Annotated in this window: 20 protein-coding genes; 16 read left to right on the top strand and 4 right to left on the bottom strand. The window is 27.6% G+C overall.

Annotated elements, in window-relative coordinates; translation table 11 throughout:
* Positions 1-407: 407 nt before the first annotated feature.
* The 13 genes from PZA12_RS14045 (at position 408) to PZA12_RS13985 (ending at position 14,744) form a co-directional block, all read left to right on the top strand.
* Positions 408-1,709, top strand: coding sequence for a PAS domain-containing sensor histidine kinase (locus PZA12_RS14045; protein ID WP_078115403.1), 1,302 nt, complete (start codon positions 408-410; stop codon positions 1,707-1,709).
* On the top strand, positions 1,702-2,877 hold the full coding sequence (locus PZA12_RS14040) for an HDOD domain-containing protein (RefSeq protein ID WP_077842466.1): 1,176 nt from the start codon (positions 1,702-1,704) through the stop codon (positions 2,875-2,877). The genes PZA12_RS14045 and PZA12_RS14040 overlap by 8 nt, the downstream gene beginning before the upstream one ends.
* Position 2,878: 1 nt before the next feature.
* Positions 2,879-3,904, top strand: a complete 1,026-nt coding sequence (locus PZA12_RS14035; RefSeq protein WP_078115404.1) for a response regulator — start codon at positions 2,879-2,881, stop codon at positions 3,902-3,904.
* A 12-nt stretch (positions 3,905-3,916) separates the two neighbouring features.
* Positions 3,917-5,188 carry a sensor histidine kinase gene (locus PZA12_RS14030; RefSeq protein ID WP_078115405.1) on the top strand — a complete coding sequence of 424 codons (1,272 nt, stop codon included), beginning with the start codon at positions 3,917-3,919 and terminating at the stop codon, positions 5,186-5,188.
* A gap of 310 nt (positions 5,189-5,498) precedes the next feature.
* A complete protein-coding gene (gene helD, locus PZA12_RS14025) occupies positions 5,499-7,736 on the top strand; it encodes an RNA polymerase recycling motor HelD (protein WP_078115406.1) in 2,238 nt (745 codons plus the stop codon).
* A 474-nt stretch (positions 7,737-8,210) separates the two neighbouring features.
* Entirely contained in the window at positions 8,211-9,242 is a 1,032-nt protein-coding gene (locus tag PZA12_RS14020; RefSeq protein WP_078115407.1) for a helix-turn-helix domain-containing protein, read from the top strand.
* A 175-nt stretch (positions 9,243-9,417) separates the two neighbouring features.
* Positions 9,418-9,780 (top strand): YkvA family protein, encoded by a 363-nt coding sequence (locus PZA12_RS14015; RefSeq protein ID WP_078115408.1) that lies wholly within the window; start codon positions 9,418-9,420, stop codon positions 9,778-9,780.
* 364 nt (positions 9,781-10,144) lie between these two features.
* Entirely contained in the window at positions 10,145-10,765 is a 621-nt protein-coding gene (locus PZA12_RS14010; protein WP_078115409.1) for a GyrI-like domain-containing protein, read from the top strand.
* 62 nt (positions 10,766-10,827) lie between these two features.
* Entirely contained in the window at positions 10,828-11,286 is a 459-nt protein-coding gene (locus PZA12_RS14005) for an AraC family transcriptional regulator (protein ID WP_078115410.1), read from the top strand.
* Between the two features lie 106 nt (positions 11,287-11,392).
* Positions 11,393-12,154: an EFR1 family ferrodoxin gene (locus PZA12_RS14000; RefSeq protein WP_078115411.1), complete on the top strand. Its 762-nt coding sequence runs from the start codon at positions 11,393-11,395 to the stop codon at positions 12,152-12,154.
* Positions 12,155-12,295: 141 nt separating this feature from the next.
* The gene (locus tag PZA12_RS13995) at positions 12,296-12,751 is read left to right on the top strand and encodes an AraC family transcriptional regulator (RefSeq protein WP_078115412.1); all 456 of its coding nucleotides are present in this window, start codon (positions 12,296-12,298) and stop codon (positions 12,749-12,751) included.
* A 361-nt stretch (positions 12,752-13,112) separates the two neighbouring features.
* Positions 13,113-13,439, top strand: coding sequence for a PadR family transcriptional regulator (locus PZA12_RS13990; RefSeq protein ID WP_078115413.1), 327 nt, complete (start codon positions 13,113-13,115; stop codon positions 13,437-13,439).
* 15 nt (positions 13,440-13,454) lie between these two features.
* Positions 13,455-14,744 (top strand): FtsW/RodA/SpoVE family cell cycle protein, encoded by a 1,290-nt coding sequence (locus PZA12_RS13985; RefSeq protein ID WP_078115414.1) that lies wholly within the window; start codon positions 13,455-13,457, stop codon positions 14,742-14,744.
* Between the two features lie 244 nt (positions 14,745-14,988).
* Here PZA12_RS13985 and PZA12_RS13980 read toward each other — a convergent pair whose 3' ends face one another.
* A complete protein-coding gene (locus PZA12_RS13980; RefSeq protein ID WP_078115415.1) occupies positions 14,989-15,327 on the bottom strand; it encodes a hypothetical protein in 339 nt (112 codons plus the stop codon).
* 248 nt (positions 15,328-15,575) lie between these two features.
* Between PZA12_RS13980 and PZA12_RS13975 the strand changes: the two genes are divergently transcribed.
* Positions 15,576-15,863 carry a putative quinol monooxygenase gene (locus tag PZA12_RS13975; RefSeq protein WP_078115416.1) on the top strand — a complete coding sequence of 96 codons (288 nt, stop codon included), beginning with the start codon at positions 15,576-15,578 and terminating at the stop codon, positions 15,861-15,863.
* A gap of 157 nt (positions 15,864-16,020) precedes the next feature.
* Here the strand turns inward: PZA12_RS13975 and PZA12_RS13970 are convergent, their stop codons facing one another.
* Positions 16,021-16,593 (bottom strand): Uma2 family endonuclease, encoded by a 573-nt coding sequence (locus PZA12_RS13970; RefSeq protein ID WP_078115417.1) that lies wholly within the window; start codon positions 16,591-16,593, stop codon positions 16,021-16,023.
* A 404-nt stretch (positions 16,594-16,997) separates the two neighbouring features.
* On the opposite strand from PZA12_RS13970, the gene PZA12_RS13965 reads away from it, so the two are divergent.
* Complete coding sequence (locus PZA12_RS13965) at positions 16,998-18,443, top strand: lipase family alpha/beta hydrolase (RefSeq protein ID WP_078115418.1); 1,446 nt, start codon at positions 16,998-17,000, stop codon at positions 18,441-18,443.
* Between the two features lie 206 nt (positions 18,444-18,649).
* On the opposite strand, the gene PZA12_RS13960 is transcribed toward PZA12_RS13965, so the two are convergent.
* Together PZA12_RS13960 and fliB are read right to left on the bottom strand one after the other, a co-directional pair.
* Positions 18,650-18,856 carry a DUF5808 domain-containing protein gene (locus tag PZA12_RS13960; protein ID WP_065417184.1) on the bottom strand — a complete coding sequence of 69 codons (207 nt, stop codon included), beginning with the start codon at positions 18,854-18,856 and terminating at the stop codon, positions 18,650-18,652.
* A gap of 327 nt (positions 18,857-19,183) precedes the next feature.
* Complete coding sequence (fliB, locus tag PZA12_RS13955; RefSeq protein ID WP_078115419.1) at positions 19,184-20,344, bottom strand: flagellin lysine-N-methylase; 1,161 nt, start codon at positions 20,342-20,344, stop codon at positions 19,184-19,186.
* A 372-nt stretch (positions 20,345-20,716) separates the two neighbouring features.
* Between fliB and PZA12_RS13950 the strand changes: the two genes are divergently transcribed.
* Positions 20,717-23,113 carry a BglG family transcription antiterminator gene (locus PZA12_RS13950; protein ID WP_103698535.1) on the top strand — a complete coding sequence of 799 codons (2,397 nt, stop codon included), beginning with the start codon at positions 20,717-20,719 and terminating at the stop codon, positions 23,111-23,113.
* The last annotated feature ends 225 nt before the right edge of the window (positions 23,114-23,338 follow it).

The raw sequence follows: 23,338 nt of genomic DNA, 5'->3' as shown, positions 1-23,338 counted from the left end.
TTTAAATACAACATATTTTTGTGTACTTCTAAGATATTAATATAAGTACAAAGTTAAACAACTACTTACTAATAAATTTGAGTGGTCAAATTTTAAATGATTATTTCTTGAAATTAAAAAAATGCATATGATACCTGATTATGTGTGCACAAAAAGTGTAATAGAAAATTAGTTGAGCTGAGGCTTTCTTGTATTTAGAAAGTCTCAGCTTTATTGATTTTATATAAGTTCTTAAGTTTAGTTTGCTTTAATTTGACAATAAGTAGAAAAAATAAAGAGATTTTTAAAGATAGAATATAATTTGTTATGTAATAAGTTATAAATAAATGTAAAGTTGAAGGATTTTGGTATTTAATGTAGAAATTATAGTAATATAAAAGAATATTTAAAAATGGGGTTGAGTTTTTATGGAAATGAAATATTTATTTGAGACTATAATCAAAAATATCAAGCAGTCCTTACTAATTACCGATTCTAATGGAAAGTTAGAATTCTTTAATGCATCAACAGAAAAAATGTGGAATTATTCTGAGGAAGAGCTTAAAAATATGAATATTAACGATTTATTTTATTTTGAAAGTAGTTATACAGAAGATAATAAGATAAGTCAAATAAGCAATTTATTTCTATTTGAAAATTGGAATGGTGAAATTTATGCTAAAAATAAAGAAAATTCTGTATTTTGTCTAAAGGTATCTATATGTCAAATTTTTGAGGAAAATTCAAATGTTAAGAAATATCTTATTATTTCTGAAAATATTGAAGAAAAGAAAAGCCTCCTAAGTCAATTGAAGCTTAAAGATGAAGAATTGCAAAAGAGTATTAAGAATTTAGAAAATGCTCAATTTATGATGATTGAAGAAGATAAATTGGCAAACTTAGGTCATTTATCTGCTGGAATAGCTCACGAAATTAATAATCCTTTAGGCTTTATCATAAGTAATTTTGGAACATTAAAAAAATATGTTGAAAAGCTTAATGAGATAATATTGCTATATAAAAGTTTGCTAGCTAATTCAGAAGAAGGAATGTGCTTGGTTAAAGATGAAGTGGCAAATGTAGAGAGTTTAGAAAGAAAATATAATTTAGATTTTATAATGGATGATATTGATGAGTTATTAAAGGATACTGAAGGTGGAATTGAAAGAGTTCAGAAGATAATAGCTGCAATGAGGAATTTTGCTCATTCATCTTTAGAAAAGAATTTTGAACAATATGATTTAAACTATGGAATAACAAATACTCTAGTTATTGCTAAAAATGAAATTAAATATAACTCTAATATTGAAATTGAGCTAGATGAAATACCACAAGTGGAAGCAATCCCTAGTGAAATAAACCAAGTTATATTAAATCTTATTATTAACTCTTCCCACGCTATAAAGGAGAAACAAGAGAATGCGGATCTAGACTACTTTGGATTACTAAAAATTTATACTTTTAGTGATGATTTATTTGTAAGTTGTGTTATAGAAGATAATGGTACAGGTATACCTAAGGAAAATTTAGATAAAATATTTGAACCATTTTTTACAACAAAACCTATAGGTAAAGGTACTGGACTTGGATTAAGTATTGCCTATGATATTATAAAAAATACTCATAAGGGAGATTTGATTGTTGACAGTGTTTTAGGAGAAGGTACAAAGGTTACTATAAAGCTTCCTATTAGACATGAAGAAAAGGAAGAGGTGAGCCAAAATGAGTAAGTCTATTTTATTTGTAGATGATGAAAAAGCTATTTTAAATTCAATCAGAAGAGAATTTTTTGACAGCCCTTATGACGTGTATATTGCAAACGGTGGAAGAGAAGCTTTAGATATTCTTGAAAAAAACCATATTGATCTAATAGTAAGTGATATGAGAATGCCCGAAATGGATGGATATGAATTATTAAAAAGAGTTAAATTATTATACCCGGAGGTAACGAGATTAATATTAAGTGGCTTTACAGATGAAAAAACTGTATTTAAATCTATTTATAATAATTTAGCAAAGCTATTTATAACTAAGCCTTGGAAAAAGGATGATTTTAGAAGAGCTATTGATGAGGTTTTTAAAACTGAAGAATTATTACATAATAATATATCCTTAAACCATATAAAAGAAATGGGCAAGCTTCCGACAATTCCTTCTGTACTACAAGAAATAAGCGATGTTGTTGAACATGATGATCACAATATAGATAGGATAGTAAGATTAATTGAGGCAGATATAACTTTAAGTTCTGAAGTTCTAAGAATTATAAATTCAGCTTTTTATGGAATTAAGACAGCTTCAATAAAGACGGCAGTATTAAGCCTTGGACTAGTAAATTTAAAGGCAATTATGGCAACTGCAGAAGTTTTTAAATCAGGAAATGATTTTTATAATAAAAATGAAATATGGGAACATTCAAACTTAACTAATAAAATACTAATAGAATTATATAATAAAGCATTAGGTAAAAAGATTCCTGATTATTACGGTACTGCAGGTCTTCTTCATGATATAGGAAAAGTAGCTTTCTTTAAGATATATGATAAGGAATATGATGATATTTATAAATTAGCGGCTGACAAATCCTTAGGTGAGATAAGTACTTTAGAGAAAGAAAAATTCAAAATAGATCATGAAGAATTAGGCGGATATCTATTACAATGGTGGGATATACCGTATGCAATAGTCGAAAGTGCGTTATATCATCATAATCCTATGTTAAGCAGCGATGCAAATAGAGAGCTCGTATCAATGATTTACATTGCAGATTATTATTCTTGGCATATAATAAATCCAAATTATAAACCAAAGCTTTATTTAGAGGTTTTTGACAATTACGGAATATCTGAAGAAAGATGTGAACAGATAGTAAAAAACTTAGTAGAAAGGAAGAATTAGCATGGATAGATTTAATGTACTTTTTGTGGATGATGAAACTAATATATTAAATTCAATAAATAGAATAACTATTCAAGAAGATTTTAAGTCGCTTTTTGCAGGGAGTGGAGAAAAAGCCTTAGAACAATTTCAGGAAAATGAGATTGCTGTAATAGTTACAGATATGAGAATGCCTAAAATGAATGGCTTAGAACTTTTAGAGAAAGTTAAAGAAATATCTCCTAACACAGTTAGAATGGTACTTTCAGGATATGCTCAAATATCGCAAGTAATAGCCACAGTAAATAAAGTAGGTGTTTTTAAATATATTACAAAGCCATGGAATAATGAAGAGGAATTTCTTCCAGCTATTCGTGAAGCTTTAAAATATTATAACTTAGTAAAAGAAAATGAGATATTTAAAGTTCAAATAGAAGAAAAAAATAAGTTATATAAGAAGATACTTGATAGCAACAATAATTTAGTAAAAAATAGTCAAAAGGATATTAATTATATTAAAGTGGTTTCAAAAATAATATTTGACTTAAAAAATAGTATGTATGATAGCTTAAATAATGAATGCTCTAAGCAAAAACACATTAGTGAATTAATAGATAAAGTATATTTTCAATATTTAGAGACTGTTCCAAGCATTTCTGAAACTTTTAATTTAACTTCATTGCAGCCTAAATTTGACGAGTTAAAAAGTAGAAAATTACCTATAATTTATGATAATAATAATACAGCTCAAATTAATTATTTAGGTAACAAGCGAGTGTTTGAGTTAATATTTAATAATGTTTTAGAGGTTATTACTTGGGATTCAAAAGAAGAAGAACTATTATTAAATTTCATGCATAACTCAACTTTAAATATTAATTTTTTCATTAGAAACAAAAATAATTTTATAAAGACTATTAGTAAGCCAGAAGCTAAGCTTATATTAAATTTCCTAGATGGCTTAAGCAAAATATTTGGAGGCAAGATTACTATAGTTCCTGACAAGTTCTTAATAAACATCAATACAGGTCTAAAAATTGCAGATTAGGGGTTGGGAATTATGAATATTTTAATTGTTGATGATACAAAGTTTAACATAATGACGGCAAAAGAGGTAATTAAAATAAGTGAAATCAAATGTGATATTATAACAGCAGCATCAGGAGAGGAAGCCATTGAAATTGTAAATACTAAGAATATAGATATTATACTATTAGACATAGTTATGCCTAAGTTATCTGGAATAGAAACCTTAGAGATTATAAGAAGAAATAATAAGAATGTTATCATTTTGATGTTTACATCGCTAACAGATAAAAAATACTTGGAAAAGAGTTTTGAATTTGGAGCTAATGACTACATTAATAAACCAATTGAGCCTATAGAATTCGCATCCAGATTAAAATCAGCAATAAAGATGAGGGAATATCAAAATGCTTTGATGGAATCCTATAATAATTTGAAAAATACTAATGCTCAACTTAAGGAGTCAAATGCAAAGCTTAAAACAACACAAATTGAATTGGTAAATAAAGAAAAACTATCTACTATAGGAAGGTTTTCAGCAGGAATTGCTCATGAAATCAATACGCCTTTAGGATATGTTACTTCAAATATATATACAATTCAAAGTTATGCTAAAACTATAAAAGAATATTTAGATAAATATTTAACTTTTATTAAGGAAAATGAAGAATATTTTTCTGATAAAAAAGAACTTGAAGAGCTATTAGGTTCTAGAGGTAAATTAGAATTTATCCTATCAGACTTTGAACCAGTTATAACGGAGACAAATGAAGGTCTTGAAAAAATAAGCAGCATAATTAAAAATATCATTAGATTTTCTAATGAAGATGCTTACGATAATTTTGAAATGAATAAGTTCAGTGAATTAATAGAAGAATCTATGAAAATTTTGAAAATGGAACTTAAAGAATACAAAATTGATGATTTATTTGACTTAGAGCTAAACTTAATTGATGATGATTATATTAAGTGTAATAGGTTCCAAATTGAACAGGTTATCTTCAATATTATAAAAAATTCAATTTATTACATTGGCATAAAAGATAGAAAAGGCAGCATAAAAATAAAGACTTATAAGGAATCAGAATATTTTTGTTTAGAAATAAGAGATGATGGTACTGGCATTGAAGAAGAAAATATAAATAAAATATTTGATCCTTTCTTCACGACAAAAGAACCTGGCGAAGGAACTGGCTTAGGTTTGAGCATTTGTTATGATATTGTTGTAGTTAAACATAAGGGACATTTGTTAGCACAAAGTGTATATGGAGAAGGTTCAGCCATTATTATGAAATTGCCACTTTAATGGAGAAAATTAGAGTGCCGTGCAGACTATGTATTTCTGATACTTTCAAAGGTTATGCGTTCAAGAAGTAAACAGTCCGCAGAATTCACTCAAATATAAATTCATAAAGAAAAAACAAAAGACATTTGTCTAATGACAAATGTCTTTACTATTGACACAACAAAATAAAAACGATACAATAAGTTAGATATCGCTTTTGAATAATGTTATTTATAAATCTCTAATTATATTATACACTTTCGAAAAAGCAATGTCAATAGAGTTTTGAATTAATTCTATAAAATTATTTTATCATAAGGAGCGAAATATTATGAAAAATAACGACTTTGAATGGAAACTTGAACGTGAATGGCTGCTAGAGGTACTTAAAGAAGCTCAAAAACAACTTGATGAAAAACGTAACTTTAGGGAAAAATTTAAAAGTGATGCAATTGAAGTACAAAGGGAGTTATGGGAAAATGTAGGATCAGTTTCTGTAAATAATGGATTAGAACAGATCGTAGACTTTATGCAGTCTATTAATACTATGAAAATACAGAAAAGAACTCATGAATTCACAAGAAAGCTTGAGCAAAAATACGAAAGAGTACTTTTATCCCCATATTTTGCAAGAATGGATTTTATTGAAAAAGGGGAGGAAAGGGCAGAAAAGTGTTATATAGGAATATCTAATCTTATTAATGATAACTTTGATTTTCTAATATATGACTGGAGAGCGCCAATTTCAAGTATGTTTTATGATTATGAAATTGGACAGGCAGAGTTTAAATGTCCTGAGGGTATAGTAGAGGGTGAACTTACACTTAAAAGACAGTATAAAATTAATAATGGTGAAATTGAATATATGTTTGACAGTAATCTTAAGATAGATGATGAAGTATTACAGGATATCTTGAGTAAAAGTACCGACACCAAGATGAAAGGCATTGTAACAACTATACAAAGAGAGCAGAATAAAGTAATTCGTAATGAAGAATATAAAAATCTGATTGTTCAAGGGCCAGCTGGAAGCGGAAAAACTTCTGTTGCTCTTCATAGAATTGCTTATCTTTTATATAAGCATAGGGATAAAATAACGCCTAAAAATATAGTGATATTTTCGCCAAATGATATTTTTAATGAGTATATTTCTGATGTATTACCTGAACTCGGAGAAGATAATATGTGTCAGACTACATTTAAAGAATATATGCACAAGGCTTTAGGTGGAGGACTTAGCAAAGAAAACTATAGCGAAATGATGGAATATATTTTAGCATCAAAGAAGGAATCCGACTATCAAATAAGAATCAATAATATTAAGTTTAAATCTTCAAAGGAGTTCATAGATATACTAAAGAGGTATGTAACCTTTATGGAAAAGGAAGATACAAACTTTAAGAATATTAAATTTAGAGGGGATTTAATAATTTCATCTCAGGACTTAGATGAATTATTTTTCAAAGACTATGCAAATCTTCCACGAAAAAGAAGACTTCAAAAGATAAGAGAGAGGATTTTATTTCTTTTAAAGCCTTATGAAGAACAGCGTATAGAAGAAGTTGCTGGTGAACTTAAAGATTCAGGTTCTTATTTAGATAAAGCTGAAATCATAGAACATAGTACAGCTATGGTAAAGAATGAACTGAAAGAGATTTATCATGAAATAAATAGAATGACAAAATTTGATTTAATGGGCATTTATAAAAAGTTATTTGAGAATCTTGAGTTTTTCTTGAAAAATTCAAATATTGAGTTCAACGAGAAGAAAATTAGTGAAATAAGAAGCTATACCTTAGAAAAAATAAAAGTCCACAGGCTTAATTATGAGGATCAGATAGCTCTTCTGTATCTAAAAGGTGCTATGGGAGATCTTCCTAAAACATCAGAAATCAAATACGTTATTATTGACGAGGCCCAGGACTATTCACCACTTCAATATGAAATATTTTATCAGCTTTTTAACCATGCAAACATGACTATACTTGGGGATTTGAATCAATCAATAAACCCATTTATGAATGTAGGAGAGTATAAGAATATATCTCATATATTTGCTGAAGATAATACCTGCATAATAAATTTAACAAAAAGTTACAGATCAACAATGGAAATTACTAAATTTTCAAGAAGGCTCCTTGATAAGGGGATTGAGGGTCAATGTGTGGAAAGAAGTGGAGAAGAACCTTTGCTTCTTGGTTTTTCAAATGAAAAAGCTATAAAAGAAAGACTTCTTGAAGATATAAAAATATATAATGAGAAAAATTATAAATCCATTGGAATCATAACAAAAACTGCCAAGGAAGCAAATGAGGTATATAATTTCTTAAAAGATAAGACTAATGTTAGAGTGATAATGAAGGATGACGATGAGTATGTGAGTGGAATATTGGTAATACCTGCTTATCTTGCTAAAGGATTAGAATTTGATGTGGTGATTATATATAATGCAGGAGATGAAAATTATAGTTGTGAAGAGGAAAGACTTTTACTTTATACTGCTTGCACTAGAGCACTTCATGTTTTGCGCGTATACTACTCAGTAAATATAACACCATTACTTAAGTAAGATTATTATTGCGTGTTTAACAATTTTTTTAGGAGAGGTTTAATAAAAGGAAATAGAAGACTATGACTCAAATTTTATTATAGGGTTCCATATTGATAACAATACATATCCACTGTTTGAATTTCCTGAATAATGGCAATGTTGGAATTTCATAAGTTTGAATATCATTGTGGAACTCTATAAAATAAGTATGAAGTTCAGATAAATTAAAAAAATAAGAATGACATCTCATATTGAAAGTTAAAATGGTGATATTATAAAAAATTAACTATTGGTTAATTTTTATGAATAAAAGATGAAAAGTCTTCAATTGCTCAAGCTATGTAGCTTTGATATCATTTAATTATAAAGTTCCGCGTGAGAATCAAATTTATGTGGATATAGCCGAAATTGAAATATTTCAAATATTCAATGAGGAACTCAATAATGTTTTAGTTGATCAACAAGGACATAATAAATAGAGGAGTTAATTTTATGATTATAAGTGAAGTTATTAGGCATTATAGAAAAAGGGAAAATCTTACTCAAGAGCAGGTTGCTGATTATTTAAATGTAAGTACTCCGGCAGTAAATAAGTGGGAAAATGGAGTTTCATATCCAGATATAACATTGCTGCCACCTCTTGCACGTGTCTTAAAAATAGATGTTAACACTTTATTGGCATTTAATGAGGAATTAACAGATGCGGAAGTAAAAAAACTTACAAAAGAGGTAGGTGAAACTGCATCAAAAGAGGGAATTAAAAAAGCTTTTGAGAAAGGTAATGATTTAATTAAACAATATCCAGGTTGTGATGAGTTAATATTAATGATATCAGAGGTGCTAAGAATATATTTGTTAGGACCTCAAATTGAAGAAAAAGAAAAATATGAAAGAAAAATTATTGCTTGGCTTGAAATTGTAGCAGCTGGCAATAAGGAAAAGACAGCTTCTATGGCAAAATTGGATTTAGCAGCGATTTATAGGGAGAAAAAAGAGTATGAAAAAGCTCAAGAAATATTAGATAAAATTCCAGAAGTAGACGTAGATAAAAAAATTCAACAAGCAATATTATTTGACAGTATGGGTAAAATAGATGATGCTTATGGTGTTTGCGAAGATAAATTAAGGAAAAATGGTCATGAAACATTTACTGTTTTATCTCTTATAATAATGCTGCTATATAAAGAAAAGAAATTTACAGATGCAGAAGAATACATAGATCGTGCAAAAAAAATTGCTGAAGTATTTGATTTAGGGGCGTACCATAAATACGAATTAGATTTATCTTTGGCAATAGAAAGAAAAGATAAAGAAAAAACTATAGAGATGGTTATAAACATGGTAAATGAAGCAAGTACAATGGATGACTCTATTAAATCAAAATTATATAGTCATGTGAAATTTGATGTGACTAATAATTGGACTAAAGATAAATATAAAGATTTAGTAAAAAGGGGATTAAAAAAGAGAAAGAATATTGATTTTGTTAAAGATGATCCAAGAGTAAAGTCTCTGTTGGAATAAACAATATTAAGTCTATTTTATTTTGAAATTAGAAATAAAATAGACTTAATATTTATCTAAGTGATTTTTAGTTTTGAATAAATTTAAGGATATTACAGCATACATAATATAAATTTAAAAAGAATTGTATTACAGTGATTTGCGGTAAAATACTCTTATTAAAGGAGATTTAAATGTGGGGATAAAAGACAGAGCAAGAAAATTGAAATTAGATATACCGGCAGTATACATAGCATTAAAAAAGAAGGAAACATCAGTAATTGCAAAAGTTTTTACAATGATTACAATTATATATGCGTTATCACCTATTGATCTTATTCCTGATTTTATACCAGTTATAGGCTTGCTAGATGATATAATTTTACTTCCAATACTTATTGCAATAACTATAAAATTTATACCAGAAGAAATACTTAGCCAATGCAGAATTGAAGCAGAAAACTTATGGATTGGCGGGAAACCTAAAAGGTGGTATTTTGCCATACCAATTTTATTAGTATGGATAGTGTTAATATTTCTAGCATTAAAACTTCTTTAAATAAAACTTTTTTACAATTTAAAATGTAAATTATCCAGTCATGCTTGTAATAGAAAAGAGTTTAGAAATTTAGTACTTAACTTTTTGATATAAATTACAAGAATATTTGGTGATTAAGACCGATATTCCTTATTACAATATTAGATTAATTAAACCCTAATATTCATAAATCAAGATGCCACATTATTCATAATGAGTTTTGTGGCATTTTTTTGTAATTCGAATAATGCTTTTGTAATATATGCTATAATTGGTGTATAGTGTCAATAAAGTTTGTGTTATTAGAAATATATTTATTTTTTAAGATAATATGACAGTATGTTGTCATAATTAGAAATTTATAATGATTATGGAGGTGTTGATTTTGAAATATGAATGGAGAAAAGAGGAAAAAGAGATCTATCAGCCAAAAGAAAAACCGACTTTAGTTAAAATTCCTAAAGCAAAATATTTCTGTATTAAGGGAGAAGGGAATCCGAATGATGGAGATTTTTCTAATAGAATTGCTGTATTATATTCTCTTGCCTATGCAGTAAGAATGATGCCTAAAAGTGGTTTTATTCCTGATGGATATTTTGAATATACTGTTTATCCTTTAGAAGGATTGTGGGATATGACTGAAGTTGGTAAGAGTAGTGAGGTATTTAATAAAGATGAACTTATATATACGATAATGATAAAACAACCAGATTTTATAAACGAAGAAGTAACAAAGAAAGCCTTTGAAATTGCTAATAAGAAGAAGCCTGATAAATTATTAAAAGAAGCCTATTTTGATGAAATAGAAGATGGATTATCGGTTCAAATGCTACACATAGGTTCTTATGACAATGAGCCAGAAACATTTAGTAAGATGAAAGAATATATTAACGAAAATAATTTAAAAATTAAAAGCTTAGTTCATAGAGAAATATATTTATCAGACGCTAGAAAAGTTGAAAGAGATAAATTAAAAACAGTATTAAGATATACGGTAACTAAATAATAAACTTATATTTATACAAGAGTTTAAATTAATAATCATTTATACAATAAAGGAGAAATACTATGGCATATAAATTAAAAGAAATAACAATAAGAACAAATAATTCTGATGAGGGAATAAAAATGATTGATGAACTATGGGGGGATATTGTAAGTGGTAAATTACCTCTTCTTTTTGATAGTGAACATATACTTCAAAAAGATGCTTCTCCAATTTCAAAATATAGTAACTATTCTAGTGATGAAAGAGGGGATTATGACCTTACAATAATGAATGTAACACCTGATTTTTTTGAGAAAATGGAAATGAAAGTGAGTACAGGCTTATATAAAAAATACGATGAAATAGATGAAGATGGAAAAATAGATGTGTGTGCAAAAAAAGCATGGGAAAAGGTATGGAGTGAGCAAAAATTAGGAGCTATAAAGAGAGCATTTTCGGAGGATTATGAAATTACTGTTCCTAGTGAATACGCAAAAGATGGAAATGCACATTGTTATTTATATATTTCTGTTCAGTAAAATAGAATACACAATTGTAGAGATAATTTTAAATTCATAAACTTAGGTTTTAGAAATATTTATAAATTAGTCTTATGGTAGTGGAAAGAAGTGATAGATTAAAAGTATGTTAGGAGTATATTTTAGTGGAACAGGCAACACAAAACATTGTATTGAACTGTTCGTAAAAGAACTTGATGCAACAGCGAAAAGTATTTCAATTGAAGATGAGAGTGTGCAAGATGAAATGCAAAAAAGTGACTTTATCGTTCTAGCGTATCCAATTTATTTCAGCAACTTGCCTAAAATAATGAGAGATTTTATTTTGCAGAATAAACAAAAGTTTATGGATAAAAAAGTTTTTATTATTGCTACTATGGGATTATTCAGTGGTGATGGGGCTGGGTGTAGTGCAAGGTTACTCTCAAAATATGGTACTGAGATTGTTGGCGGACTACATCTAAAAATGCCTGACTGTATAGGTGACGAAAGGGCATTAAAGAAAACATTAGAGCAAAATAAAGCTATTGTAGAGCAAGCACACATAAAGATAAAAAAATCTGCAAATCTCATAAAAGAGAATAATGCAACACAAGACGGAACTGGATTTTTCTATCATATTGCAGGTCTTTTTGGGCAAAGACTTTGGTTCTATGGAAAAACAAAAGAATATTCAAATAAGCTGAAGATAGACAATAAAAAATGTGTTTCTTGCGGAGTTTGCACGCAACTATGTCCGATGAAAAACTTAACTATTGTAAACCAGAAGGTAGCACAAAAAGGAAGATGCACCATGTGTTACAGGTGTATTAGTAATTGCCCTAAGCAGGCAATTACTTTGTTAGGAAAAAAGATATATGAACAATGTAAAATAGAAAAATATCTCTAATGGACAAAATGAGAATATACAGTATATATTCTTATAATGACTATTAATTTAGTAATTTTAAAAAATAAGTTGAAATACATTTTAAAGCGTTATATTATGAATTCAGGCACCGGTGTACTTTATTAATAAAGAAGGTAAGGTATGGATATTAATATTGAGATGATACCAGAATATAAAATTGCTTATATAAGGAAAATAGGTCCTTATGGTTTAGAAAATGTGCAAGTAATGGAACAATTGAAAGGCTGGGCTAAAGAAAATAGCTTATTTAATGAAAGGTCAATAATCCTAGGAATAACTCAAGATAATCCTGAGATTACAGAACCTGCAGATTGTCGCTATGATGCATGTCTAGTTGTTTCTGATGAATTTGATTTTGAAAGTAAGAATATTAACATTGGAAAAACTATTGGTGGAAAATATTGTGTGTTTAAAATAAATCATACAGTAGATGCTATACAAAAAGCATGGATTGAAATATTTTCGGAGTTATCAAAAAGAAATTATAAAATTGATGATAAAAGAAAGATTATTGAACGTTATACCATGGAAATGATAAGCAACCATTATTGCGAAATTTGTGTGCCTATAGTGTAAAAAATATTAAAACAAATTCTAGTTTACCTGAGCAAACAATATGAAAGAGGTATGCTATGATTAATTTTGGATTTTAATATAATAATAAGCGTTTAAGATTTAGAATTAAATATCTGCATATTAGGAAGAAGTATCTAAAAAGATAAAGATACTTCTTCTTTTTGTAAATAATAAAGTGATGTTATACATATGATCTAAAATACTTTATAAGCAAATATATTGGGTTATATTACAAGTTAGCGGCGAGTTTACTATAATTTTTTTAAGCGAAATTTCTAACATTAAGTTTATTTACAATATAAGGTTATTATGTTAATCTATATACATAGATATACTAGGTATAATTAATGGAGGTGGCGTAATGAAAATAAACAAAGAACTTCTAAAAGGAAGCACAAATATCCTAATATTAAGTCTTTTACAGAGAAATGAAATGTATGGTTATGAAATAATAAAAGAAATGCAATTAAAGTCTAGTGGAGTTTTTGAATTTAAAGAAGGTACTTTATATCCAATACTTCATAGTCTTGAAGAAGAAAACTTAGTTGAGTCCTTTTGGAAGGAAGGTGAAAATTCAAGAAAAAGAAAATACTATAAAGTAACCAAAAAGGGAAGAGAAGCTTTAAAGGAAAAGAAAGATGAATGGGGATTGTTTACAGCAACTGTGAACAAGATAATTACTGAATAGGGGTGAATAGTGGTTATGAGAAACGATACAATTGAAAACTACTTAAAAGAGGTATGTAGTTACATTAGGAATAAGGATGTACATCAAGAAATTTCAGAGGAAATAGAAAATCATATTAGCGAAATTGCTGATGAATATATTAATGATGGACTTGAAGAAGTAGAATCAATAGACAAAGCAATTAAAAGGTTTGGAAGTGCCTATGAGTGTGGCACTAGGTTAAATAAGGTACATAGGGCAAAGCCTGATATAACTACTATAATATTGGCTATGGCGTTAGCAAGTATAGGCATATTTACCATGTATTCGATGAGCGAAAATAGTTCGGCAGTCTATGATTTAGCTTTCAATAATATAATTGGATTAATTATAGGAGGGATAATTGGTATAGGAATTTACTTCTTTGATTATAGAAAGCTAAAAAAATATAGTTACTATATTTATTGGCTATCGATTATCATGTTAATAATTTCGTCAATGAAAGCAAATATTTTTCATGTTATAAAAATCGGTGAATTTTCTATTAGCGAGGTTTCAGTTCACTTGTCAGTAGTAACATTGGTTTTAATAGGATTAAGTGGAATAATAAACATTAGGAGCATAAATAACAAGATTGATTTGGCTCTAATTGGAGCTGTGGGAATTATCCCATTAATTGTATTTTATTCCACATCTGACATAACTATAGGATTAGTTTATTTGTGTGGTATAAATGTAATTTTTTTATCATCAAAAGTTAGTAAATCATTAAAAAAGAGTTTAATTTACATAGAAACAATTTTTATAGTAATATCCTTATTTTTATTGTTACGTGAGCCTTATAGAATTAAACGTATCTATAGTCTTATTAATCCAACCCAAGATCCACTTGGAGATGGTTATACTATTAATAGGATAAGAAATTTATTGTCTAATGTAACCTTGCTTGGAAACAAATTAAGTGTAAAAGAATTAAAAATTGGAGATGTAAAAAGTAATTTTGCTTTAATATATACTATATATAATTTTGGAATTATATTTGGAGGAATATGCATATCTGCAATGATTGTATTTGTAGCAAGAATATTTAATATCATGAGAAAAGTTAAGGATTCTTATGGAAGAATGCTAGTATTGTCCATAGGATATGTATTTTTTGTACAAACAATAATAAATCTTCTTAGTAATCTTGGAATTATGGGGATTTATATTAGTTTACCATTTATTTGTTTTGGAAGTATTGATTATATTATAAGTATATCAATGGTTGGCTTAATATGTAGTATATATCGAAGGAGAGGGCTTAGTGATAGAGCTGTTAGTTAATCATTCATTTAAATAAATATTATTTTAAATAAACCTTTTTCAAAATTTAAAAAGTAAAAAAGTTACGAAGGTAAAAACAAAAAAGTTAACAATTTAACTTAAGGTGAATCTCTATCTAATTAAAAAAGCCCCTCTACTTGGGGTAAATAAGCACTTTAACTTAACAGGAAATAGAATTATAATAGTATTTAATAAATTTGAAGATATTTTTACAATAAATTATCGTAAAAAACCAAAAATATTATTATTGAGTTATGCTTGTTGGAGTAAAAACTAATTGACCATTACCTAATACAACAAAATTAAAATCCTCTTTCATTGGTCTTAAGACATAACGTATTGAATTACCTTCTAAACGTATGGATTGCTGTATTACTTTGCTACCATCGAATATAATCAAGAAAACTTCAGTGGGGGAAACATTCTGAGCAGTATACGCAACATTGGGGAGCAGATTTAAATCCTTCATTCTGTAAATACCTTGTGAGAATGTTTTTTGAGCTGGAGACGCAAAAGAAGGAATTGTATTTAGGTTAAGCGATAAGAATAAAAAAATGGAGCAGATAAAAATAATTTTTTTCATCGATTTGCACCCCTTCATAATTTTAGTAACTAAATTTATTATGTGAAGGCTCAAAGAAAATATTCGTGTTAGAAGATTTAAATATTATAGTAAAAAAGATCAAGAAATAGTCAGTGAATAAGCAGTTTATAAAGCTAGAAAATGCTATATATAATATACATCTATCTGTAGCCAATAATGAAATACTTATCTAATATGCTATAATTAGTTTATTAAAAATTTATATTTCATATAAAGGGGGATTAATTATGATAGTAAAAAGTGTAACAATTTATGTAAAACAAGAGCATGTAGATGAATTTATTAAAGCAACTAAAGAAAATCAAAATAATTCATTGAAAGAAAAAGGAATTATATGTTTTGATTTTTTTCAATGCAAAGATGATTCAACTAGGTTTTTACTTTACGAAGGCTATAAATCAGAAGACGATGTGAACAAACATATGGAAACCGAACACTTTAAAAAATGGATTAATACAGTTGAACAGTGGTTTTCAGCTCCGAGAGATAAGGCTACATACATACCTATTCCATAAATAGAATGAATATTAAGGATAAGATTATTACTTTATTTTACATTTAATAGAGAAAATAATTCTTATTAAGTATAATTTTAGGCGTTGCCATGTAGTAAGAATAAATTAAGCTAAGATTTTCTTGAATTTAGAAAATCTTAGCTTTAAATATATTATCTTAAATATCAATAGAATTAAAATCTATTTCAAGATTATCATAAATATTTACTTTAACTTTATCTGCAAAGGTATAAGCTATTGGAGCATCATATCCACCTTCAGTTAGGATATAAACTAAAATATTTCTTCTCATAGGGTTTACAATCCAATATTCCTTAACTTTAAATTGTTCATATAGATTTAATTTTCGTATATAATCATTTCTTGGATTAAAATTCGATACAACCTCGACAATCATATCCGGTGAACCAGTACAGCCTTTATCAGTTAATTTGTTTTTATCACATATAACTGATATATCAGGTTGAACTATATTTTTACTGCTGATCAATTCATCATCATCATTTTTTAATATTACATCAAATGGGGCGGTATATACTTTGCATGGGCCATTATTAGATTGAATATATTGCCTTATTTTAAAAAGCATTTCAGTTATTATTTCCTGATGTATTCTACTTGGCGCTGGACTCATATTAATTATTTCTCCATCTATAATTTCTATTCTCTCATTTTCATCATAAGACAAATAATCTTTATAGGTATAAGTTTTTATTGGATCTATTAGCATTATAAAGCCTCCTTTACTTATATTATTGACTAAGAATTTACTTAGCTAAACTGATTCTTCTAACTAAAATAATATCATTAAAAAGTATTTTTGTAATCATTTGATATATAAAATGTTAGATGATTAAGACGTATAAGCAATAGATTATAGAGAATTATACATGACTTGAATGAAACAGAGAGATTTTATCACAGCATTTGAAAGTACAGATACATGAAGAAATTTTCACTACACCAAATTCGTCTGCAATTTGCTTCTTTTTAAATTTAACTTAATTAGTAGATAAGATGTAAGATAAGGAATTTAGTTAAATACATATCATTCTTAAAATTATAGGGTTTTATCATATAATATGGTAAAATTAAGATGTTCAATAAGAATTATAATGAAAGAAAGGAGAAGATATGACCGAAATTATAGTGATTTTTGCATTAACACTAATAACGCTTAGCGCCATATTCTTGGATATCACTAAAAGATTAAATTTGCTACATAAGATTTTAATGTATATATATTTTATCTTTGCGCCACATATTGTTGCGTTAGGATATTTTTCAATCCAACATAGCAAATTTGGACAAGATAATGCTATATACAGATGGGCTATTTTAACGGAGATAATTATTTTTATTCTATATATTTTTATAAAAGTAAACATAATTCCAAATAATAAAAAGCAAATAGTAAACCTTAGATTAAGAATAATGTTAGGCGGAAGATGTCTTGTTTTATATGGATTATATACAGCATTTGTTCAAATTATTATATATTTAATAGGAAATACAATAATGCAAAGATTGGCAATTCCAGAACACATATTAGTAATTGATAGCATTATTGTTGTGTTAAACATTATTATTTTAATTATCAATGGAATGCTAAGAATTTTATGTACTTCAAGAAGATTAAATATTGTAAAAAGACTTATAGTAGGCTTTTTGAGTCTTATTCCAATCGTAAATATTTTTGTGATGTTATATGCTTGCCATATTGCAGCAATAGAGTATGATCATGAGTGTTATAAAGTAATTAATCATGAAGCTCGTGTTGATTCAGAAGTATGTAAAACAAAATATCCTCTTGTATTAGTTCATGGTGTAGGGTTTAGAGATTTAAAATATATTAATTACTGGGGCAGGATACCTAAAGAGTTAATTCGTAATGGAGCCACAGTTTATTATGGAAATCAGGAAGCTTGGGGAACAGTTGAGTATAATGCAGAAGATATAAAAAATAAAATATTAGGTATATTGAAAGAAACAGGATGTGAAAAGGTAAATATTATTGCGCACTCAAAAGGTGGACTAGATTCACGTTATATGATTACTAAATTAGAAATGGGAGATTACGTTGCATCATTAACCATGGTATCATCTCCACACAGAGGATGTAAGTTTGTTGATCTTGCTTGTAAAATTCCTGATAGAATCTATAAAGCCATTGCAAGATTTTTTGATAACCGTTATAGATTTCTAGGTGATAAGAATCCTGACTTTTATACTGCAAGCAGACAGTTTTCAACTTACCATAGTAAAAAATTCAATGAAGAGGTAAAAGACGTAGATGGTGTGTATTATCAAAGTTACACATCTGTAGTAAGAAATATATTTAGTGATTATGTTGTTGCAATACCATATATTTTAGTAAAGTTAACAGAAGGTGAAAATGATGGTCTGGTATCTATTGAATCTGCTAAATGGGGAGAATTTAAAGGGGTATTGAGAAATAAACGAAGGCGTGGAATCTCTCATGGAGATATTATAGATCTAAGAAGAGATGATTATAAAGACTTTGATGTAATAGAAAAATATGTGGAAATTGTATCAGATCTTAAAAATAAAGGTTTTTAGGTAGTATTATAAAATTTATATAAAGCATTATAGCTTATGAATAAAGGATTAAAAATACTAAGGCAGGTTTAATTAACTTGGCTTAATATTTTTAATCCTTTATATTTTAAACATTTTTATTTTATCGCTTAAAACCAATATTTATTACTTCTTAAACGTGTTATTTTACAATCATATTCTGATTCAAACTTTTAAATTTTGTATTATTAAAAAAATCTAAAAGCAGCAAATACTAATAATATTATTATAACTGGAATAGACAAGATAGATGCCATTATACGCCTACCAATTTTACTTCCAAAATTAATAGTGCTTCCTATACCATTCCTCTTATCAACAGATTCAGATGGATTATCTGGATTATAGTAGAGAATTCCAAGTTTCCAATGTCTAGGGTCGTCATCTTTATTCACTAGAAATACATCTCCTTATATTTATATACAAATAGTTAATTTTATATTTGTTTAATTATATACCTTTAATTGTAAATATTCAAATGTCTAATGTATCTACATATAAATTTTGAATATTGATTTTGAAAACAGGATGCAAAGCTAAAAATATACTAAATGAATAGTGTATTTAACCAAATGACTCTGTATAGATCATTCTTAAACTGAGAATATTGTACAAGGTTTTGAAATTTTGATAAATAATTAATAATAGTGAAAAATGACAGTATAGCACAAATACTAGACGTTACTGTGAAAGATAAGCATTCCGTATACTCTACATTATTTCTAATTCATTATTAAAATAAGTAATTGTTCTAAATCAAATATTCTGCTCGTGTTAAACATTTCCTCAAGATCATAAAGGGTTTTTTCTGAATTTTCAACTTCCTTAGAATACATATGCATTATGTCTATTTGATCATTTATATCAAAGTTATAATTATTATCAATCCAGCGTACCACATTTAACTCTTTAATAATGAGATAGCTCATGACAGCTAGTGTAACCTTAGAGCATAATTCTTCATCAAAAATAGCTTTCATAAAATATTGGAATATAAAATATACCATTAAATGTTCATATTCATAGGTTCTTGTTTTATAATATTCATTAAAAGCATCATATTGTTTTTTATAAAAAGCAACATCGTCTATTTTATAAAAATAGTCAATAGCATGTTCTAGTATTTGTGGCCAGTTATCATTAATAGGATTGAGGTTTTTATACATATTCATACATTTAAGCATATTTTCATACTTATCAGATTGTTTTGCTTTATACTTATCAAACTTATTAAGAAGCTCTTTCTTATAAGATTCTCTAGAATATCTATTTACTATATTTTTAGTTTTGGATAGATCATTTTTATTTATTTCTTCTTGAATATCATGAGCAAAATTAATTACTAATGCAATCCTATGATTTAAATCTACAGATCGATCTTGTAAAATATCTAAGGCCATTTTCCTAGCTGATATTAGCTGCACGGAAATATCAAAATTTATATCATCATATGGATTTTCCATTTCATAATCATCTGAAACTTCAAAACTAATTGGATTAGGATCTTGAAGAATTAATCTTGCAGCTTCAGGACAGGACAAAGATACCCCCATTTCACGTAAATTACTATATTCCTCTATTAACCTTGGGTATGTTTTGCATGTATAACATAAGCTTTTTTCTCCAAGTTCAGTATAGATATCACAGAGGTTATTTTTACTTAAAAATGGGCAGTTATTATTTTGTAATACAAAACCAGGCTCTCCATCTTCATATAATGTTAAATTTGATCTTAATCTTTCACCAAATTCACCACTTACCTTGTTATAATTCCTATATGTTTCGTCATCAATTATAATTTCCCACCCAGCACAACAAGTATCAGTACATTTTGAAGCGATGCATTTAAAATTTTTATAATAATGGGGTACTATTGTTTTCATGTAAATTACCTCTTATGTTTATTAATTAAATTCCATTATAATATACCACTTAATTTAACATTTAGAAAAGTATTTTAACAAGTTAACGTTTGGAAATATATTATAGATGATTTGAATAAATTAAAAGACATGTGCATTTCAATCTTGTAACTTCGCAAGGTTTTGATTTGATGCCAAACTTACAATAAAATTCTGTTTTGCTCCAATGTTATTATACAGAGCTCTAGTATAATACTTCTTGTATCTCATTTTAAGGATGAATGATACATAAATTCCATTTTAAAGGGAACATATTTGTAGTTTTACTGCATGAGAATATATGTTATCGTATACACAAGGAAGACACAAAAAGAAAAGTAAAGGGGGAAAAGAATGCATAACCTAAATAGCAGACAGGTTGAATTTATAAATTTGTTATTAGATGAGAATCAATATAGACCAATTAAATATTATACAGAATTCTTGAATGTGTCTGATAAAACTTTAAAGAAAGATTTAGTTGTAATTGAAGAATATTTAAACAAATTTAATGTTGAATTAGATAAAAAGCATAGCGTTGGAATAGCGATAAAAGATATTATGAACGCAAAACTAATTTTACGCAATACTCTTGAATCACAAAGAAATAAAAATAAGAAGATTTCCATTAATGATAGAAGAATTGAGATTATTAGAGACATGCTAATTGATTCTCATAATAGTACTTCGATTCAGAAGCTTTCTGATAAGTATTATGTGAGTAAAACAAGCATAATTAATGATTTTAAATATATAGAGGAATGGCTTCATTCCTTTAACTTAAAATTAGAAAAAACAGTAGAAGGGACACAAATAAAAGGCTTTGAAGTTGATATCCGTAGAGCTATTGCATCTTTACTTTTTGAATATTCGAAAGATGGAAGAAATAAAAAGACTATTGAAGAATTAGCAACACGTTTAGATGTAATTACATTAAATGGATTGTCAGAGTTATTTGAAAAAGACAAGGTGATATATGTTAATAAACTTTTACTCGACTTAGAAAAGAAATATAACTGTAGAATAGATGATCCATATTATATTAACTTACTTACTCATATTTTAATTTCAATGGTAAGAGGTTCAAAAGGGAGAACAGTACACAAAAAGGAAGTCATCGGAGAATTTAAATCAGAAAAGGATTATAAAGAAGCTGTCTTATGCATTAACAAAATTAATAGCGATTTTGGGATGAAATTAGATGAGAGCGAGGTTTATTACTTATATCAATATTTTGTATCTTTTGGATTAATTAAAGATGTAATTGAAAATGAAGATAAAGTGTTAAACAAATTAGATTGTCTAGCAATAACCTATAGAAATAAGATGACTCAATGCATGGAAGAGATATTACAAGTAAACATTGCAAAAAATCAAAGTATAATGGAAAAATTATTACTCCATATACGTCCTATGCTAAATCGTATGGAGCATGATATTCAAATATCAAATTCACTTATGAGTGATATAAAAGACCATTATCCTATTCTTTTAAATGTGTGTAAAGCGGCTGCACTTATGGTATCTCATGATATGAAACTAGAGGTTATTCCTATAGATGAAATTGGATATTTAACTTTATATTATCAGTTAGGCTTGGAGGAATGTCACTCTGAAAGGAAACGAGTTCTAGTTGTTTGTCATAGTGGATATGGAACATCAAAACTCTTAAGTACAAGACTTAAAAGATATTTTCCAGAATTTGAAATTATAGAAAGCATTTCAGCAAATAGGCTCATGAATAGGAATCTTGATGATATTGATTTTGTAATCTCGACAGTTCCATTAGATTTAGAGAGTAATCCTTTCTTACTAGTATCAACATTTTTAAATGAGAATGATATCAAAAATATATCAGATTTCTTACTTAATAATAAAGAGAGATTTTCTAATATGCCAGTTGCAACTAAATTTATCGGAGAGTATTTATGGGAGAATTTAATATATTTCAATAAAAACCAGAGTGACATAGAGAAAGAAATTAAAAAAAATATCAAGGTGAACATTAATTTTAATGAAATAGATATTAATAGAAATTTAAAAATACAATTAGGTTTTTGCAAGGAAGAATGTATACTTGGACTTTCAATAAATGACATAGAGAATAATGAGAAGCAATTAGTATTTTACGTTGCTATGGATGATATTGAGATAATGACTCATATTTTAAGAGAAGCAGTAAATTTTAGTGTTAAAGAAAGTTATGCTAATTATTTAATGAAATGTAAGAAGGAGAAAGATATAAAGCAATACTTTAAATTAAATAGCGAAGGTGGTACAAAAATGGAAGCAGATTTAGCAAAAGTAATACAAAAGGAAACAATAAAACTCAATATGAAAGCGACTACAAAGGATGAAGCATTAAAAGAACTTACGGAATTATTATATGATGCAGGTGCACTTTCAAGTAAGAAAGAATTTTTGGAAGACGTATATTATAGAGAAACTCTGGGTTCAACAGGTATAGGCAATGGAATTGCAATTCCACATGGAAAATCTAAATTTGTAAATAAAACATCCATAGCTTTTGGTAAAACAAATTCAGATATTAAATGGGAGACTTTAGACGGCAAACCTGTGAACTTCGTTATACTATTTGCTGTAACTGAATCTGATAAAAATAGTGTTCATGTTAGGTTACTTTCCAAAGTAGCAGCAAAACTTGGAGATGATGAAGCTTGTGAGGATTTATTAAAAGCAAAAACACCGGAAGAAGTATATGAAATATTTACAAGAGCAGAGGAAATTTAATAGGAATCATAGATATAGATTTTCGCTTATCCGATCAAGTTGAAGATAACAGCTATAGGCTCCTGGACATTACAATCTTTGAGGTTAATTAGTGCCAATTGAGAGGATAAGTTCAACTAGAATTCAGATTGGGATTGTAAACTCGCCTTAATCAAGTTTAACTTTATAATGCTTAACAATAAAATTTATCCGATAGCTAGCATCCGTAACACTCCCTCTTCTACG

It is taken from the genome of Clostridium beijerinckii, assembly GCF_036699995.1.
Lineage (GTDB): Bacteria > Bacillota > Clostridia > Clostridiales > Clostridiaceae > Clostridium > Clostridium helianthi.
The sequence above is the reverse complement of the archived record's forward strand: the minus strand, read 5'-3'. Positions and strand labels throughout refer to the sequence as shown.

What these genes read in the sequence shown, in the direction of transcription:
- PZA12_RS13965 (WP_078115418.1), top strand. Translation starts at nt 16,998, where the DNA reads ATGACCGAAATTATAGTGATTTTTGCATTAACACTAATAACGCTTAGC.
- PZA12_RS14040 (WP_077842466.1), top strand. Translation starts at nt 1,702, where the DNA reads ATGAGTAAGTCTATTTTATTTGTAGATGATGAAAAAGCTATTTTAAAT.
- PZA12_RS13950 (WP_103698535.1), top strand. Translation starts at nt 20,717, where the DNA reads ATGCATAACCTAAATAGCAGACAGGTTGAATTTATAAATTTGTTATTA.
- PZA12_RS14035 (WP_078115404.1), top strand. Translation starts at nt 2,879, where the DNA reads ATGGATAGATTTAATGTACTTTTTGTGGATGATGAAACTAATATATTA.
- PZA12_RS13995 (WP_078115412.1), top strand. Translation starts at nt 12,296, where the DNA reads ATGGATATTAATATTGAGATGATACCAGAATATAAAATTGCTTATATA.
- PZA12_RS14005 (WP_078115410.1), top strand. Translation starts at nt 10,828, where the DNA reads ATGGCATATAAATTAAAAGAAATAACAATAAGAACAAATAATTCTGAT.
- PZA12_RS13985 (WP_078115414.1), top strand. Translation starts at nt 13,455, where the DNA reads ATGAGAAACGATACAATTGAAAACTACTTAAAAGAGGTATGTAGTTAC.
- PZA12_RS13975 (WP_078115416.1), top strand. Translation starts at nt 15,576, where the DNA reads ATGATAGTAAAAAGTGTAACAATTTATGTAAAACAAGAGCATGTAGAT.
- helD (WP_078115406.1), top strand. Translation starts at nt 5,499, where the DNA reads ATGAAAAATAACGACTTTGAATGGAAACTTGAACGTGAATGGCTGCTA.
- PZA12_RS13990 (WP_078115413.1), top strand. Translation starts at nt 13,113, where the DNA reads ATGAAAATAAACAAAGAACTTCTAAAAGGAAGCACAAATATCCTAATA.
- PZA12_RS14000 (WP_078115411.1), top strand. Translation starts at nt 11,393, where the DNA reads ATGTTAGGAGTATATTTTAGTGGAACAGGCAACACAAAACATTGTATT.
- PZA12_RS13970 (WP_078115417.1), bottom strand. Translation starts at nt 16,593, where the DNA reads ATGCTAATAGATCCAATAAAAACTTATACCTATAAAGATTATTTGTCT.
- PZA12_RS14020 (WP_078115407.1), top strand. Translation starts at nt 8,211, where the DNA reads ATGATTATAAGTGAAGTTATTAGGCATTATAGAAAAAGGGAAAATCTT.
- PZA12_RS13980 (WP_078115415.1), bottom strand. Translation starts at nt 15,327, where the DNA reads ATGAAAAAAATTATTTTTATCTGCTCCATTTTTTTATTCTTATCGCTT.
- PZA12_RS14045 (WP_078115403.1), top strand. Translation starts at nt 408, where the DNA reads ATGGAAATGAAATATTTATTTGAGACTATAATCAAAAATATCAAGCAG.
- PZA12_RS14030 (WP_078115405.1), top strand. Translation starts at nt 3,917, where the DNA reads ATGAATATTTTAATTGTTGATGATACAAAGTTTAACATAATGACGGCA.
- fliB (WP_078115419.1), bottom strand. Translation starts at nt 20,344, where the DNA reads ATGAAAACAATAGTACCCCATTATTATAAAAATTTTAAATGCATCGCT.